Source organism: Fibrobacterota bacterium (genome assembly GCA_019509785.1).
Taxonomy (GTDB): domain Bacteria; phylum Fibrobacterota; class Fibrobacteria; order UBA11236; family UBA11236; genus Chersky-265.
Window position 1 is genome coordinate 1 of record JAEKLQ010000076.1, and the last position, 17,474, is coordinate 17,474.

General features: G+C 62.2%; 11 protein-coding genes. 10 read left to right on the forward strand and 1 reads right to left on the reverse strand.

Annotation, left to right across the window (positions count from 1 at the left end):
- Nucleotides 1–1,357: response regulator (locus JF616_20830; protein ID MBW8890206.1), on the forward strand; the 1,357-nt coding region annotated here is incomplete at its 5' end.
- Nucleotides 1,358–1,418: 61 nt separating this feature from the next.
- Here JF616_20830 and JF616_20835 read toward each other — a convergent pair.
- Nucleotides 1,419–3,323 carry a protein kinase gene (locus JF616_20835; protein ID MBW8890207.1) on the reverse strand — a complete coding sequence of 635 codons (1,905 nt, stop codon included), beginning with the start codon at nucleotides 3,321–3,323 and terminating at the stop codon, nucleotides 1,419–1,421.
- Between the two features lie 209 nt (nucleotides 3,324–3,532).
- On the opposite strand from JF616_20835, the gene tssH reads away from it, so the two are divergent.
- The 9 genes from tssH (at nucleotide 3,533) to JF616_20880 (ending at nucleotide 17,470) form a co-directional block, all read left to right on the forward strand.
- Nucleotides 3,533–6,358 (forward strand): type VI secretion system ATPase TssH, encoded by a 2,826-nt coding sequence (gene tssH, locus JF616_20840; protein MBW8890208.1) that lies wholly within the window; start codon nucleotides 3,533–3,535, stop codon nucleotides 6,356–6,358.
- 156 nt (nucleotides 6,359–6,514) lie between these two features.
- On the forward strand, nucleotides 6,515–8,590 hold the full coding sequence (gene tssI / locus JF616_20845) for a type VI secretion system tip protein VgrG (protein MBW8890209.1): 2,076 nt from the start codon (nucleotides 6,515–6,517) through the stop codon (nucleotides 8,588–8,590).
- A gap of 8 nt (nucleotides 8,591–8,598) precedes the next feature.
- The gene (locus JF616_20850; GenBank protein ID MBW8890210.1) at nucleotides 8,599–9,717 is read left to right on the forward strand and encodes a DUF2169 domain-containing protein; all 1,119 of its coding nucleotides are present in this window, start codon (nucleotides 8,599–8,601) and stop codon (nucleotides 9,715–9,717) included.
- Complete coding sequence (locus JF616_20855; protein ID MBW8890211.1) at nucleotides 9,714–10,829, forward strand: DUF2169 domain-containing protein; 1,116 nt, start codon at nucleotides 9,714–9,716, stop codon at nucleotides 10,827–10,829. The genes JF616_20850 and JF616_20855 overlap by 4 nt, the downstream gene beginning before the upstream one ends.
- Before the next feature lie 7 nt (nucleotides 10,830–10,836).
- A complete protein-coding gene (locus JF616_20860; GenBank protein MBW8890212.1) occupies nucleotides 10,837–11,226 on the forward strand; it encodes a hypothetical protein in 390 nt (129 codons plus the stop codon).
- 1 nt (nucleotide 11,227) lies between these two features.
- Nucleotides 11,228–12,025 carry a hypothetical protein gene (locus JF616_20865; GenBank protein MBW8890213.1) on the forward strand — a complete coding sequence of 266 codons (798 nt, stop codon included), beginning with the start codon at nucleotides 11,228–11,230 and terminating at the stop codon, nucleotides 12,023–12,025.
- Entirely contained in the window at nucleotides 12,022–15,525 is a 3,504-nt protein-coding gene (locus JF616_20870) for an RHS repeat protein (protein MBW8890214.1), read from the forward strand. The genes JF616_20865 and JF616_20870 overlap by 4 nt, the downstream gene beginning before the upstream one ends.
- Before the next feature lie 15 nt (nucleotides 15,526–15,540).
- Entirely contained in the window at nucleotides 15,541–16,209 is a 669-nt protein-coding gene (locus tag JF616_20875) for a hypothetical protein (protein ID MBW8890215.1), read from the forward strand.
- A gap of 22 nt (nucleotides 16,210–16,231) precedes the next feature.
- The gene (locus JF616_20880; protein MBW8890216.1) at nucleotides 16,232–17,470 is read left to right on the forward strand and encodes a cysteine desulfurase; all 1,239 of its coding nucleotides are present in this window, start codon (nucleotides 16,232–16,234) and stop codon (nucleotides 17,468–17,470) included.
- Nucleotides 17,471–17,474 lie beyond the last annotated feature (4 nt).

The window sequence follows — 17,474 nt, forward strand, 5'->3', positions numbered from 1 at the left end:
GATCGGCGAAGAAATCGCCGTGGAGTGCATGAAGGCCGGCGCCGATGATTACCTCATGAAGGGGCATCTGACGCGTTTGCTTCCCGCCATCGAGAGAGGGCTACGGGAAGCGGGAAACAGGGCCGAGCGGAAACGTCTCGAGATCGAGCAGAAACGCGCCGAAGAGGAAATAAAACGCAACGAAGCCAAACGCTTCGAATTGGAACGCGAGTTGATGCAGTCGCAGAAAATGGAGAGCCTCGGAACGCTCGCCAGCGGCATCGCCCACGATTTCAATAATATCCTGGCCATTATTTCCGGCTATGCGGAACTCGGCGGAAGGAAATCGCTATCGCATCAGCCGGAATTGATGAAATGCTTCGAGGCGATTTCCCTCGCCTCCCGCCGCGGCGCCTTACTGGTAAGCCAATTGTTGACTTTCGCGCGCAAGTCGGAAACGGTATTCCGGTCGGTCGACATCAACGCCCTTATCGTCGAGTTGACCCTGTTTTTCTCCGAGACCTTCCCCAAAACCATCCATATATCGACGAACCTCGAAAGGAACGCTCCCGCTATCGTCGCCGACGTAACCCAGCTTCACCAGGTTTTCATGAATCTTTGCGTTAACGCCAGGGATGCCATGGCGGAGGGCGGGAGCATTGCGATCGCGACCAGGGTTCTTGAGAACGCGGATGTCAAACCGGAATTCCCGAAAGCAACCGCGCAAAGGTATATGGCAATCGTGATTTCCGATACCGGCAGCGGCATGGACGAACGCACCAAGGGTAAGATTTTCGATCCCTTTTTCACCACCAAGGATCCCAGTAAGGGAACCGGTTTGGGTCTCGCGCTCGTGCATTCCATCATCGAAAACCACCAGGGAATGATCGGTGTGGAAAGCGAAATCGGGAAAGGGACCGCATTCCGCCTTTATCTGCCGATTGAAGCGTCCTTTGCCGATGAAAAGGAACCGCGAAAGGACATTTACTTCAACCCGCCGGCGGGGACCGGAACGGTGCTTCTTATCGAAGACGAAGCCATGATCATCGACATGGTGCAATCCGTTCTGAACAGCGAAGGATATTCGCTTTTGACGGCGCGGGACGGCGAGGAAGGGGTCGCGATGTTCGCCCGGCATCAAAAGGAAATCGTAGCCGTCCTTTCGGATTTCGGCCTGCCTAAATTAAGGGGCGATGAGGTCGCCAGGCGGATCAAGAAAATCGATCCTAAGGCCGACATCATCCTTATAAGCGGTTTTTTCGATCCGGGGATCAAAATCAACATGGAAAAGATCGGCGTGAATCGGTTCATCCAAAAACCCTTCACGATCGCCGAACTGGCCTGTTGCCTCCAATCCGTTGTCGACGCGAAGGATTGATCGAACTCTTAATCCCGTTGCGGCCCGCCCGGGCTTTCGCATCGCCCCAGGCGTTCGGCGGTTACTTGAACAGCCGGAAGCGCAGCGTCTTCTCGCCCGGCCCTAAGGTAACGGTGGTATCGATGGGCGGAAAGCTGCGATGGCTGATTTGGATCTTGTGCTTGCCCGCGGTCAATTCCTTGTCCTTAACGGGCGTGGTTCCCACGAAGCGGCCGTCCACGATCACTTCGGCGAAGGGCGGGGCCGTGGTCACCGTGAGCAGGGACTTGAAGCCGGCCAGCCGATTGGGTTCCGGCTTTGGCGTTTGCTCGGTTGCGTCCCCGTTTCCCTCCGGAGGCGTCGTGGTCGGCTGGGTTTGGTCCGCATGATTATCCGCGACGTTCTTGGGATGGGCCGACGGATGCGGTTCGGGCCGGGGCTGCGGCATCGGCTCGGGCCGGGGTTCCGGCGCGGTTCCCGACACCGTAATCTCGGCGGAAGCCTGCTTGCTCGCGTCCTCCAGCGATACGGCCCGGATGGTGGCGGCTCCGGGCTTGTTGGCCCACACTTCCCCGTCTTGCACCGAGGCGATGCCGGGATCGCTGCTTTCCCAGCGCACCATGGCGGAGGCTCCGGGAGGCTGCACGTCGGCCATGAACCTGCGCTTCTGGCCGGCCTGCAATTCCATCGAGGACGGTTGCAAGGTAACCGAAGCCACGACCGGGGCCTTGGGCTGCTCGACATGCGGGGCCGGCTCCGGAACGGGTTCTTTTTTGAACACGAGGAAAGCGGCGGCCGCAAGCAAAGCCACGGCCGCCAGGCCGCCCGTGATCCACAGCAAGGTATTCTTGGCGGCGGAGGGCGGGCGGGTGCCGCTGAAACTGGATTCGCCTGGTCCTCTCGCCTGCCAGCTACCGGTGCCCGGACCGATCCCCGAACCGGCGCGGATGCCCGATCCCGCGCGGATACCGGTGCCTGGCTTGCCTCCGGGAAGAGGCCGTTCCGTGCGCTGGCCCGGACGTAATGGGGTTTTCGCTTCTTCGTCCGGAGCGGGCGCGGGGGTGAGGTCCACCACGGTATGGTTGCCGGCCAGCTTGCCCGTCTTTTCCAGGAAGTCGCGCGTCACGTCCGACAAATCCATGAGGCCGCGCTGGTTGAGCCAGGTGCGCAATTGCAGGGACACCCAGCGCGCGCCCTTCCCGCGCTGCAGCGGATCCTTTTGCAGCAAGGTATCGACAAGGCCGGCCAAGACGGGATCCGCTTCCGGAGCGAGGTTGATCACCGGCTCGTGGGGAAGGTCGCAGATCTGCCGCATGATGGTGGGGATGTTCGGGCCCGAGAAGGGCTTCCGCCCGGACAAGCAGTAGTACAACACGGCGCCCAGGGAGAACATGTCGGTCTGATGGGTCGGCTTCTTGCCCTCGACCTGTTCCGGGGACATGAAATTCGGCGAGCCCAGGATGCTGCCCGTCTGGGTCATGCTCTGTTCGCTGATGTGGGCGATGCCGAAGTCGGCGATCTTGAGCACCCCGTCCGACTTGAACATCATGTTTTCGGGCTTGATGTCGCGATGCACCACGCCCGATTTCTCGGCGGTGATCAACCCGTCGGCGGCCTGGCAGATGATGGCGGCGCAGACCTCCGGATTCATCGGTTGGCCGTTCAGGAGGTTGAGCACGAATTGCAGGTTAGGCCCGTCGATGTACTCCATCACCAGGTATTGGGCCCCGTCTTCCAATCCGTAATCGAAGATCTCGACGATGTTGGGATTACGCAGCCCCGCGGCGGTCTTGGCTTCCACCGTGAAACGGTCGAGCAGATTGGCGTTACCGGAGAGATGGGAATGGATGACCTTGATGGCCACCATGCGGTTGAGGGCGGGATCTTCGGCGAGGTAAACCGTGGCCATCGCGCCTTGCCCCAACTTGGTCAGGGCATTGTAACGGCCGAACCGGATTTGGGCTGCGCCTCTACTGGGTTTTGACATCGGTGGTTCTTCGCCGCGGGCCATGGCGGCATCGGGACGAAACGACCCTCTCGATGCCAAATTTACATTCAATCGGCCCTTTAACGGGCTCATTGCCGCGAACGTGGGAACGCCGGCTTCCCCTGGGTCGTAAGGTAAAGGGTATTTCTTGCTGTCTTTTTTACCTTTTTGCGGGTAATCGCCCCTTCCATTCCCCCAGGGAGACGTTCATGATCGCCACTTCCGTCCGTTCCATCCTCGAGAAGCTGAACAAGTACACCAAAGGCCTCCTGGAAGGCGCGGTGGGCGCGGCGGTGACGCGATCCCATTACGAGATCATCGCCAGCCACGTCTTGGCCCAGGCCCTGGAAGAAGGCAAGGGCGATCTCGCCTACATCCTGGCCTATTTCAAGGTGAACGGCGCGCTCTTCAAGAACGCCTTGAACCAGGACTTGAAGGAGTTGCGGATGGGCAATACCGGCAAGCCGGTGTTCTCCCCCACCTTCATGACCCTTTTGGAAGCCGCTTGGGCGGAAGCCTCCCTGAACCTCGGTGAATCCCAAATCCGCGGCGCCGCGCTGGTGCTCGCCCTCAAGCGCATGCCTTCCTTGATGTCCCCGGGGCTCCAGGATCAGTTCGCCCTCATCAGCACGGAAACCTTGCTCGCCAAGTTCGCCGAGATCACGGCGCAGTCGAAGGAAACGGAAGAAGCCCCCGCGGGCGGCAAGAACGGCGACGGCTCCCCCGCCGAGGGAAGCAACCTGGCGCGGTTCACGACCAACTTCACCGAAATGGCCCGGCAGGGAAAGGTCGATCCCATCTTCGGGCGCGACAACGAGATCCGCATGGTGGTCGACATCCTCTCGCGCCGCCGCAAGAACAATCCCATCATGGTGGGCGAAGCGGGCGTAGGCAAGACCGCGGTGATCGAAGGCCTGGCCTTGCGCATCGCCCAAGGCCAAGTGCCGGACATCCTGAAGAACGTGGAGATCCGCGGGCTGGACATGGGCCTGATGGCCGCCGGCGCGGGCGTGCGTGGCGAATTCGAGAACCGCCTGAAGGGCGTCATCAAGGAAGTCAAATCCTCGACTACGCCCATCATCCTCTTTATCGACGAGACGCACACCATCATCGGGGCGGGCGGCGAAGCGGGCCAGAACGATGCGGCCAACCTGCTCAAGCCGGAAATGGCGCGCGGGGAATTGAAGATCATGGGCGCCACCACGCTCACGGAATTCCGCAAGTACTTCGAAAAGGATCCGGCCATGGCCCGCCGCTTCCAGATGGTCAAGGTGGAAGAGCCCGATCCCGAGACCGCGGCCATCATGCTCCGCGGCCTCAGGGTCAATTACGAGAAGTTCCACGGGGTGAAGATCACCTACGAGGGCATCAAGGCGGCTTGCGAGCTGTCCCACAAATACATCGCCGGGCGGCAATTGCCGGACAAAGCGGTGGACCTGCTCGATACCGCGGCGGCCCGCGTGAAGATGGGCCTCACGGCCAAGCCTCCGGTGCTGGTCAACCTGGACCAGGCCATCGAGAACCTGAAGATCGAGATCGCCACCTTGGAGAAGGACGATGCCTCGGGCGCCTTGCCCGATCGCGAAGTCTTGGCCAAGGCCAAGTCGCGCCTGGAAAACGTCCAGGGCGAGACGAAGGAAGTGGAAGATCGCTGGAAGAAGGAACTGGAAGCGGTGAAGGAGATCATCGCCTTGCAGGATCGGATTTCCGCGGGCAAAGCGGCCGCGGATGCGGCCAAGCCCGGAGCCGACGGGAAAGCCACGGGAGCCGCCCCGGCCGCCGCCAAGGATGCCAAGGCAAACGCCGCGAAGGCCGCGGAGCCCCTCACCCCCGAACAGGAAGCCTCCCTGCGCGAGGAGTTGGACGCCAAATGGAAGGCCCTCGAAGCCATGCAGGGCGAGGAGCCCATGGTGCATGCCCACGTCGCCCCCGAGGTGATCGCCCAGATCATCGGCGAATGGACCGGCATTCCCGCGGGCAATATGCTTAAGAACGAGGCCCAGGCCTTGCTCGATTTGGAAATGACCATCAACCAACGCGTGGTGGGCCAGGAAATGGGCGTGGCCGAAATGGCCTCCACCCTGCGCGGGGCCAAGCTGGGCCTGGGCAATCCGGAAGCCCCCATGGGCGTGTTCCTTGTGACCGGCCCTTCGGGCGTGGGCAAGACCGAGGTGGCGCGCGCCATATCGGACATCCTCTTCGGCGGCGAGAAATTCGTGGTCACCATCAACATGAGCGAATACCAGGACAGCATGTCGGTGACCCAGTTGAAGGGCGCCAGCGCCGGCTACGTGGGCTACGGGGACGGGGGCGTCCTGACGGAAGGCGTGCGGCGCCGGCCCTATACCGTGGTCATCCTGGACGAGGTCGAAAAGGCGCATAAGGACGTGCTGAACATGTTCTACCAGGTGTTCGACAAGGGCATGCTGCGGGACGGCGAAGGCCGGGACATCAACTTCCGCAATACCGTCATCATCATGACCAGTAATCTTGGTTTGGAAACCATCACCAACATGCATATCCTGAGCCAGGATCGGTCCCTGGACGAATACCGCGAGGCCATCCTGGGCGAACTCACCGCCCATTTCGCCCCCGCCCTGCTCGGCCGTTGCAAGGTGGTCCCCTTCCTGCCCCTGGATGCCGAGGTGCTCAAGCGCATCGTCATGCTCAAGCTGATGAAGTTGGGCAAGCGGCTGATGGAAAAGCACAAGCTGGCCTTCGCGGTGGCGCCGGAAGTGGTGCGCGACATCGTGGTGCTGTGCACCACCTCCCAGAGCGGCGCGCGCAACATCGATACCGTCATCGATCAGAAGCTGATGCCGCTGATCTCGGGCTATATCCTGCGGCATATGGCGGAAGAGAAGACCTACACCCATCTGTTCCTGTACTCGGACGGCCAGGGCGGCTTCGCCTGCAACTTCTCGGTGGGCGATTTCGTGTTGCCCCCGGAACTTTCCGAAGAGGGTTCGGGAGAATCGGAGGGCCAGGAAGGCGGGGAGACCCAGGTGCTGGCGAAAGAAGCGGCCGCCGAATAAAGGGTTCGCCTTTCGCCCCGCTCGGCCCCCTTGCTCTCCCCGGGTAAGTGAGCCGCATCACATCCAACCTATACGAAATTGATCTATTTTCGAGGATGGATGGCGCTCACTCCGCTGGGGTGAGCTGCCGCACATTTTCATCGCCAAAGGAATCCTATGGCATCTGCGGACACTTCGGTCTTTTCCTTCAAGGTCGGGACCCTGCCTCTGGACACTTTCCGCGTCATCGAATTCATCGGCCAGGAAGCCATTTCGGAGTGCTACCACTTCACCATCCGCGCCGTGGCCTTCGACACTGAGCTCAAGTTCGAAGAAGGCATCGGGGTGGCGGGAACCCTGTACGTGCGCGGGGCGGATTACGAGGTCACCCATTACGGGATCATCACCGCATTCACCCAGGTGCCGGACAGCGACGGCACGGTGGCCTTGAACTTCACCTACGAGTTCACCCTGGAGCCGCGCGTGCGCCGGGCTTCTTACACCGTGCAAAGCCGGATTTTCCAGGCTAAAACCGCGCCGCAAATCGTGGATGAAGTGCTCTCCGATTACCTGGAAAAGACTCAGGACTACAAGATCGACGTAAAGTGCGAGGTAGGCTCGGATTACCCGAAGCGCGAGTTCACCGTGCAGTACAACGAGTCCGATCTGGACTTCATCCAGCGGCTGCTCGAAGACGAAGGCATCTGCTACTTCTTCGACCATTCCGGAGATCGCGAAGTCCTTATCATCACCAACAAGAAAACCGTGTTGAAACCGCTGGAACATACGCCGAAACTCCCCTTCCGCCCGGAAATGGGCATGCATGCCGAGAACGGCGAATACGTGGACGCCCTCAACAAGACCATGCGCTGGATGAGCGGAGCCCACACCGTCCTCAAGGACTACAACTACCGCACGCCCGAGACGCCCGTAATCGGCCTGGTCGACATGAAGGGGACGACCGGAAAATTTTACCATTACGGCGATCACATGAAGACATCCGAGGAGGCCAAGCGCTTGGCCCAGATCCGGGCCGAGATGTTCTTCTGCCAGCGCGAAATCTACCGGGGCACGGGCATCGCGCGGGCCATGCAGACCGGCCGGCGCTACACCTTGGAGAAGGCCGATGCGGAAGGCTTCAACGGCGAATACCTGCTGGTCCGGGTGACGCATCTGGGGGACATGGGCGGGGAAGCGGCGGGCAATCACAGCTTCGAGGCCATCCCGGCCGCGGTGCAGTTCCGGCCCCAGCTGAAAACCGCCAAGCCCAAGGCCCCCGGCATCCTCACCGCCAAGGTGGACGGGCAGAAAGGCTCCTACGCCTATATCGACGAAGAAGGCCGCTATCGCATGAAGCTCTTCTTCGATCGCAGCGACGACAAGGACGGCAAGGCAAGCAAATCCATCCGCCTGGCCCAACCCTATGCGGGCGCCGGCTACGGCATGCACTTCCCCCTCCATACCGAGACCGAAATCGCGGTCGGCTTCGTGGACGGCGATTTGGACCGGCCCATCGGCCTGGGGGCCCTGCCCAATCCATCCAAGGGAACGCCGGTGAAGGCGGGCAACAAGCATCAGAACATGATGAAGTCCCATTCCGGCAATTCCATGATCCTGGAGGACAAGGAAGGCGCGACGGGAATCCATTTCGCCACCTCGGGCGGCCATAAGATGGGTTTCGACGATTCCGCCGGCACCAAGGGTTTCAACGTGAAGACCTCGGGAGGGCATACCCTCGCGCTCGACGATAAGGGGCAGGGCATTTCCCTGCATACCACCGGGGGCATCGATCTCAAGTTGGACGACAAAGGCACCCAAGTGGTTTTGGACACCCATGGCAACACCATTACCATGAAGGACAGCGGCGCCAACATCAACATCAAGACCGCCTCCGGGGGCCTGAGCATCACCATGGACGGGGGCGGCGGGAAAATCGCCGTCGCCGCCGATACCGAGATCAAGCTGACCGTGGGGGCCAGCAGCCTCACCATGGGCAGCGACGGCACCATCAAGCTGGAAGGCAAGGACGTGACGGTGAAAGGCTCGGCCAGCGCCACCGTGGACGGAGGACCAAAAGTATTGGTCAAGGGCGTGGACGCCGCCATGAAGGGCGATGGCTCGGCTAACGTTTCCGCCCCCGCCGTGACGGTCAAGGCCGACGGGGCCCTGACCCTGAAAGGGGCCATGGTCTCCTCGGAAGCCGACGCGGTGAACATCGTGAAGGGCGGCGCCGCCGTCATGCTTAACCCTTAAGGCGCAGAATGCAGTCCGCCCCCGCGACGCCCGTACGGCCCAAGCCGGAAACCGTTTTCCTCCCGGGGCAGGACGGGGAAGGCGCGCCGGTTTTTTCGATCCTGCTCAAGCGCAGCTATGCCTTGAAAGCGGATGGAACCCTGGTGCGTGCCGAGATCGATGAACCCTTGCGGAAGATCGACGAATATTGGGACAAGGGCGATCCCGAAACCGCCACCGTGAAATTCGAAGCGGACCTGGCCCCTTTCAAGGAACGAACCGATCTGGTCTTTATTGGCAAGGCCCATGCGCCCGCGGGCAAGCCGGTCACCGTCCTGGACGCCGGCATCCAGGTGGATGGCAGCGGGCGCAAGCTGATCCGCGTCTTCGGGGATCGCAAATGCGCCTATCGGCAAGGCCTGCCGCCGCTATTCAGCGAACCGCAGCCGTTCACGGAGATGGAGATCCGCTACGAGAACGCCTATGGCGGCAAGGATGAAACCAGCCTCCCGGACATGCCTCTCTTCTATCCGCGCAATCCCATGGGGAAGGGCCTGGCCCTGAAGAACACGCGAGAGATCGTGCATGGGATGGCCTTGCCCAACCTCGAGGATCCGGAAGACCTGCTTACGCCGGAGCGATTGATCCTGGATCTGCCGGAGGGATGGCGCCTGCAACCCATGCCGCAAGGGCTGGGCTGGTATCCGCGCACCTGCTATCCGCGCAGCTTCTTCGCCGGCTCCATCCCGCCCTTCCTGCTGCCGGAGGCCCTCACCAAGGAAGAGCATCTGGGGCTGGTGCCCAAGAACCATATCGCGCTGGCCCGCAGCCTCAAGCTCCCCGCCTTCCATCCCCGCTTCAATAACGGCGCCTCGCCCGGCCTGGCCCTGCCGCGCTTGTCCGGAGGGGAAACCGTGCGGTTACGTAACCTCACGCCTGAGGGTCTGATGCAATTCGCCTTGCCCGTCGAGAAGCCATCCGTTTCCATAGATATGGGGCTGGGCCGGAAATCGCCCGAGGCGGTCTTGGATACGGTCTGCATACGCGGGGAGGACATGCAGGTGGATCTGGTATGGCGCGCCAGCGTGGGCTATCCCGGGATCGATTGGCTGCCGGAAATGACCAAGCTGGAAGTGGGCGTAGAATGAACGCGGAGGCGGCGACGGCAGCAACGGCGGAAGACCGGAAGGTCCGCAAGGTTTTCCTTCCGGGGCAATCTCCCGAAGGCAAGCCGATCTACAGCCTGCTCTTGAAACGGACGTACGACATACGGGCGGGCCAGTGCGTAAGGGCCAAGGAGGATCGCAAGCTCTTCCCCGCCGACGTACATTGGGCCGATCCCATGAATTCGTCCGTGCGCTTCGAATCGGACTTCATCCCTTTCAAGCTGCGTACCGACGTGGCCTTCAACGGCAAAGCCTATTCGGCGGGCGGCGTCCCGGTGCAAAGCCTCACGGCCGCGCTTACCGTCGGAACGGCCCGCAAGGAAGTCCTGGTGGTCGGGGATCGCTTGTGCCGCTGGATGGAAGGGGGACGCATCGCCGCCACTTCTCCCGAACCCTTCGCGGTCATGGATCTCCGCTATGAGAACGCCTACGGCGGCGTGGATCTGCATTCCGATCCGGCCTTGCCCTTCGGCTACCCGCGCAACCCGCTCGGGAAAGGCTTCGTGGTGAAGGCCACGCCCAAGACCTTGCGCGATTTGCATTTGCCCAACGTGGAGGATCCGAAGGTCCGCCTGGGAGCGGGTAACCTTTGCATCCAAGAGCTCAAGAACTGGGAGAAGCAACCCATGCCGGCGGGGCTGGGTTGGTTCCCGAAGCTATGGCGCCCGCGGGCCCTTTTGGCCGGCACCATGCCCGGCGACGTGGAACTCGAAGAAGAGTTGCGCACCGCCTATGCTTCCGTGCTGCCGGCGGATCAGAAGGAATTGTACCTGAAGCACCGGCTGCCCAAGATGGATTTCCGTTTCTTCAACGGCGCTTCCCAGGGCCTCGATTTCCCTTACCTTACCGGCACGGAGAAGATCGTCCTGGAGAATCTCATGCCGGAAGGCCGTATGGAATTCACGCTTCCGGGCGAAAGGCCCAAGGTGCATATCGATATCGGGCTGGGCCCGCAGGAGCCGGAAAGCGTATTGCATACGGTCCAGATCCACGGCGAAGAATCCCAGGTGGATCTGGTTTGGCGCGCGGCCATCCCCTACCCGGGCACGGATTGGCTGCCGCAAATGACCAAGCTGGAACTCACCCTAACATGAGGTCGCCATGACGGATATCCCCGCCCACCCGGGAAGAGCCATGTACCTGTACGGCGTCCTCGGCATCGCCGCCACCGCGGCCTATTTCGGTTTCGCCATGCTCGACTCGCGCTTCCTGCCAGAGCAGCGGGCTTCCGCCCTCGTGACCGCCAAGCATTTCGTGCCTTCCGGCACCACCTATCGGACCCAAGTGGTCGGCAACCAGAATCTGACCCTGCCCATGGAAACCGGGGACGGTTATCTAATCTACCTGGAGGTGGAAGGCAAAGCGGCGGGCCTGGGCGTGGCGAAACCGGTATTCGATTCCCTGGCCGAAGGCGCGCGCGTGGACGTGGTCTATTCCCGCCGCCGTTTCACCGGACGCATCGACGTGAAACGCCTCGCGGAGGAAAAGTAGCATGCCCAATTTCCCGGCCGCATCGATGGGCACCATGGTGGTGGGCCTCGACATCCACACCCAAGCCATCCCCCCTGCCCCGCCCGCGCCCCTGCCCGCGCCTTACATGGGTTCCATCTTCATGTGGATGACCCCGAAATTCCCCATGTGCAACGTCTTCGTCAACAGCACGCCGGCCGCCGCCGTCGGTTCCCTCGGCTATTCGGTGCACATCCCCATGGGCATCCCGGCCAATCCCACCAATGCCGGCTATTGGAAACGCTATCTGACCAATATCCCCATGGCCTTGGGGCTGGCCGCCTTGTCCATCTTCGCCAACATGGCCATCGCCGCCATCACCATGCTCATCCCCAAACCCAAGGCGGCCGAGTCCTTCATCAAGGATGTCACCGGCATCGATACCTCGAGCGGAACGACCTTCTACAATTCGGTGAAGGCCAGCTTCGCGTCCTATACGCAATGGGCCACCTGGGTGAAGCTCTTGATGCCGCCCATCCCGTTTCCGGGCGGGCAAGGCTCGGTGGCCCTGGGCAGCCCCAACGTGACCATCAACGGGGCGAACATGGGATTCATCATGCCTTTGGCGGCGACTTCGTGCAGCGATATCCCCATCGTGCCGAATGCGAACACCTTGGGCTTCAGCAACGTGTTGGTGGGGGTGAGCGTGGGGGCCATCATCAAGGGGCTGGTGGTGAATGCGGCGAAAGCGGGGATTTCCTTGGGAGTGAAGAAAGGCGCGACGGCGGCGGTCAAGGCCATGAGCCAGGGCGGCGAAGGCACCGTGTGTAAAATCGGATGAGCCAGGGAAAAGCGAGCGCCGGGCATCCGGTAGACGTAGCCAGCGGGACTTTGTTCTCCCGTTATAAGGACGTCTCCATTCGAGGCAAGTTCGAGCTGTTCTGGGAACGTTACTACAGCACCGGCATGCGGGACGAGCGGGGAGGGCCGTTCGGGCCGGGATGGGCGTGCCCGCTTTTCATGACCTTGACGCGGGATGACGCAGGCTATGCCATGAAAGATGGTGATGGCGCGTTGATCCTTTTTCCGGATCCCAAAGGCGAAGTGGAAAAGGGCGGGACCATCCGCAACCTGACCGTCTTCCATGAGATCGCCAAACGGGGAATCGATTACGTGGTCACCCGTTGGAGCCCGAACGACGTGGACGTGGAATGCTTCGTCTTCCGCGGCGTCGTAAAGGGGAAACCCTGGCCATTGATCGCCATCGAAGACCCGACCGGCCAAGGCCTCGATTTGGGCTACACCCAGGAAGGCCAACTGCGGGAAGTCAAGCAACGGACCGAGGGCATTTCCCTGCTGGTGGAATACGGGGCCGGCCGCAAGGTGGCCGCCTTGCATCTCACCGCCGACGGGACCGCGCGGGAAACGGTCGCGCGCTACGAGTACGATGCGCAGGGATTGCTCTCCGCCGCCTTCGATGCCCTGGGCATGGCGGACCGCTACGAATACGATCGGGAAGGCCGCATGACCCGCGAAATGGCCAAGGACGGCGGCGTATTCGCCTTCAAGTTCGACGGGGAAAGCCGGTGCGTGCGGGCATCGGGGATCGACGGATACGATGCCAAAAGCATCCGCTACTTCCCCAATATCGGCTTCACCGAGGTCACCGACAGCATGGGAGCGGTGACGCGCTACCAGTGGCTCCCTACGGGCCAGGTCGTGCTCAAGATCAATCCCTTGGGCCACATGAAGAAGACCGAGTTCGATGAGCTCGGCCGCATCGCGGTGGAAACCGATGAGGGCGGAGCCGTAACGAAGTACGGTTTCGACGCCTACGGCAACCGCGACAAGCTCACCGATGCCATGGGCCTGACCGCGACGACGATCTATAATCCGGGGCATCTGCCCATAGCCATGATCGACAAGGCCGGCAACGAGTGGAAGTGGGAGTACGATGCCCGCAACCGCCTGATCGCCGTCGATAGCCCGCTGGAATTGCGCGTCGAGTACAAGTACGACGAACGCGGGAACGTCATCGAGATCAAGGGCGCCGAAGGCGCCAAGATGACGCAGGGATTTTCCGAACGGGGACGGCTGATTTGGTCCTCGGACTGGGAAGGCAACCGCACGCTGTTCCAATCCGATCCCTTGCGCCGCCGCATCCGCATCACGCGCCCCCAAGGCGGGACCACGGAACAGCATTACGATGTCCTGGGGCGGCTGGTACGCTTGACCTTCCCCGATGGCACGTCCAAGTCCTGGGAATACAATCCCGTAGGCTTGGTCACTGCGGCCACCGATGCCATGGGCCGGACCACCCGTTATCATATCGGCCCTTGCCGGCGCCTGTTCCAGCGCACCGATCCGGACGGGACCCAGGTGCGTTATGCCTGGGGCAGCGAACCGGGACGCCTGCTCCGCATCCACAATCAGAAAGGCGAGATCTATTCCTTCGACCATGATCCCGCCGGGCGCGTGGTGCATGAAAAAGCCTTCGACGGCCGCGAAATGTGGTTCGAGTACGATCCCTCCGGCCAGATCGCGGCCACGCGCACGGCCTTGGGCCAGGAGACCCGCTTCCAACGCGATGCAGTCGGCCGGGTAGCCAAGGCCGTACTACCGGACGGCACCGAACACGCCTTCGCCTACAATCCGCTCGGGGATCTCCTCAAGGCGGAGAACCCCGATTGCAAGGTGGAGTTCGAGCGCAACGCGGTGGGCCGCATGCTCAAGGCTGCCCAAGGCGGGCATGCGGTGGAAATGGGCTTCGTGGCGGGCGGGCTGCGCACGCGCATCAAGACCAGCCAAGGCTTGGAAGCCGTGTTCGGATTCGACGGGAATGAACGCCTTCGGGATCTCACCGTCAACGGACGCAAACTGCTCCGCTATCGCCGGGACGCGGAAGGCCGGGAAGCGGGCATGCTCTTCGCCGATACCGTGGGACTGGCCCAAGCGCATAACCTCATGGGCAATCTCGTGGGCCAGAAGGTGTTCAGCGGTGCGGCCATGAACGCGGAAGGGAATTGGCAAGGTCCCGATCCCTTCGCGGCCGCCACCCCGGGGACCGTGCGTAGGGCCTACCAATACGCCACCGACGGGGATTTGCTGGCCCTTAAGGATAGCCGTTGGGGGCTTTCGCAGTTCGGCTACGATTCCCGCGAACGACTGCTGCGCGCCACGCGCGACGGAGCCTCATCCGAGCATTTCGAATTCGATACTTGCGACAACCTGGTCCGCATTTCCGATGGCCTGCAGGACCGCCGCCTCGACTATGCCCCCGGCAGCCGGCTCCAGGCCGCCGGCCAAACGGCCTATGCCTATGACGATCAGGGGCGCCTGGTTTCCAAACGGGTCGTCGACGGCGCGCTGACGCGGGAGTGGCTCTTTACCTGGAACGACTTGGATCAGCTTCGCACCGCCATCACGCCCGAGGGCGCGGTCTGGACTTACCGTTACGACGCCCTGGGCCGCCGCATCGCCAAGGAAGGCCCCGGGGAAAAATTCGAATACCTGTGGGACGGCAACAAGGTGGTCGAGGTCATCCGCAACGGCGAAACCCATTCCTCCTGGCTTTGGGCCACGGACGGCTCCCATCGGCCCATCGCCAGCCTGCAAGGCGGCAAGGCCTACGCCGTGATTTCCGACCACATGGGCACGCCGCGGGAACTGATCGACGAAAATGGCCAGGTTTCCTGGTCCGCGGCGCCCTCCGCCTGGGGCGGGCGCAAGGACGGCGACGATGGCGCGGACTGCCCGATCCGATTCCAAGGGCAATGGTTCGACGCGGAGACGGGCTTCCATTACAACCGCTTCCGGTATTACGATCCGGAAACGGGGCGTTTTATCAGCCCGGATCCCATCGGCCCGGACGGCGGCCTCAATCTTTACGCCTACGTGGCGAATCCCCTGAGTTGGGTGGATATCTACGGATGGCACGGCAACAACGCCTCCTCTGACAACACCCAGCACGTTTACGAGATCAAGGACAACCAAACCGGCGATACCTTTAAGTACGGCATCAGCGGCCAGCCGATGAACCAGGATGGGACTTCGCCTCGGGCGAATACGCAAGTCAACGCGTTGAACAACAATCCTGACCTGGCCGAGGATAAGACCGGTATTCCGACAGACAAGTCCCGTTTCGGACCGGGAGAGGACCAAAAAGACCGCTTTACGGCCACTATCGTGAAAAAGGGCATCGAGGGCGACGGCGACCAGACGGCCCGGGAAAAGGCGCTGGCTTTGGAGCAGAAAAAGGTCGATAAATACGCGGAAAAGGATCCGGATGGCGAAGGGCCCGTCGGGAACAAGCGCCCGCAGCCCACGAAATCCTGCGGTTGAAAAAGCGAGGCTAGCATGTTCGATTTGACCTTCCGTCCCAATACGCCCATCCCCAAAAGGGATGATTTCATCTGGTGGACCAACCACGTCAAAGACGCCTACCTGCGCGCGCTCGGCGACGTCAAAACGGGGAAGATCAAGAAGATTAATCTTGGAGGCATGGCGAACGATTACGTTCGGGAGAAGCCTTACCACTATAGTGAAAAAGTCGATCCCGGCATCACCGGAGGGGCCTGGCCCTTCGACTTCGAGGCGTGGTGGCAAGCAGATACCCTGCAGCGGAAGCGCATGGTGATCGATTGGCTCCGCGATCGCCTACTGGAAATCGGCAAATTCCACGGTTGGGACCTGGAGCCTTTCCAGCGCGCCCATGACGAAGTCGTCAAGAACGGGTTCGTGAACCAATGCACCGACTCGAAAGGGGTGGCGAGTCCGGATAAGAAGTGGATCGCCAAGCGGCATTACGATTTCAACCAGGACCGCATCGCCTATTTCATCGTCGTAGAGGGCAAGGATAAGGCCGAACGGGGGCGCTTCCCGGTGGCGGAATCCCAGCCCAACGTCTTCCACTTGCGTAAGACCATGGGCAAGCTGCAATGGACATCTCCCACCCGCGTGGCCCTGCTGGGCGAAGACGGATCGGAAAAGGGGGCCGTGGAATTGAAAGACAAGCTCAAGGAATGAACGCGGAGCGGGTCGCGTCGTGATCTACCTCGACCATAACGCCACATCGCCCCTGGATCCGCGCGTCCTCGAGCGCATGTTGCCTTACCTGCGCGAACGCTGGGGGAATGCCTCCAGCCGCGACCATGCCTTCGGTTGGGATGCGCGGGATGCGGTCGAAGAAGCCCGCTTCCGGGTGGCCGAACTCATCCATGCCCAACCGCGGGAAATCTTCTTCACCTCAGGCGCGAGCGAAAGCCTGGCCACGGCTCTGTTCGGGCTTTTCCCTTGGGGTAACCCGGAGGGAACCCCGCCCGGGCCGTCGGGCAGGGCCGATTCCTTCTCCGCGGCGCCTGCGCCGGTCCGGACCCCTGAGGCCTCGGCCGGCATCGCCGCCACCGCCGTCGAGCACGAAGCCGTCCTGGCCCCCTGTCGCCGATTGGAAGCGCGCGGCGTTCCCTTTCGCCTCCTCCCCGTGGACGCGGGCGGCAACTTAGACCTCGCGGCCCTGGCTGCCGCCGATGAAAAGCCCAAGGCGATCTGCATTCAGGCCGCCAACAACGAAACCGGCGTCCTCTTCCCCATCCGCCGGGCCGCCGCCTTGGCCCATGCCCGCGGGGCCATGCTCATCGTCGATGCCGCCCAGGCTCTGGGCCGCTTCCCGCTGGACGCCCGCGAAGACGGATTCGATTTGGCCGCCTTCTCCGCGCATAAGCTCTACGGGCCGCAAGGCGTGGGGGCATTGTACGTGCGAGGGGGCCTGGAACGAACGCCCCTAGAGGCGTTGATCCCGGGAGGCGGCCAGGAAGGCGGGCTGCGGGGCGGAACCTTGAACGTAGCGGCCATCGTGGGGTTCGGCGAGGCCTGCCGATTGGCCGGCCTGGAAATGGCCGGGGAAACCGCCCGGTTACTCCCCCTACGCGACCGGCTGGAGGGGGGCCTGATGGCCGCCTTCCCGCAAATCAGGATCAATGGCGCAGGCGACCGTCTACCCAATACGTCCAACCTGGTCTTCCCGGGCGCCGATGCCCGCTTGCTCATCCGCGACATGCATGACGTGGCCGTCTCCACCCGCTCGGCTTGCGCCAGCGGATCCGGGGAGGCCAGCCACGTGCTCCGGGCCATGGGACTGAGCGAAGAGGGTGCCCTCGCCTCGATCCGCTTCAGCCTGGGGAGGGGCAACACGGAAGCGGAAATCGATACGGTCATCGAAAAGGCCTCGGCATCCTACCGCAAGCTCCTGGGAATCGGCGCGCTCTCGCGAACCGCGCCGGCGCCCTGATCCG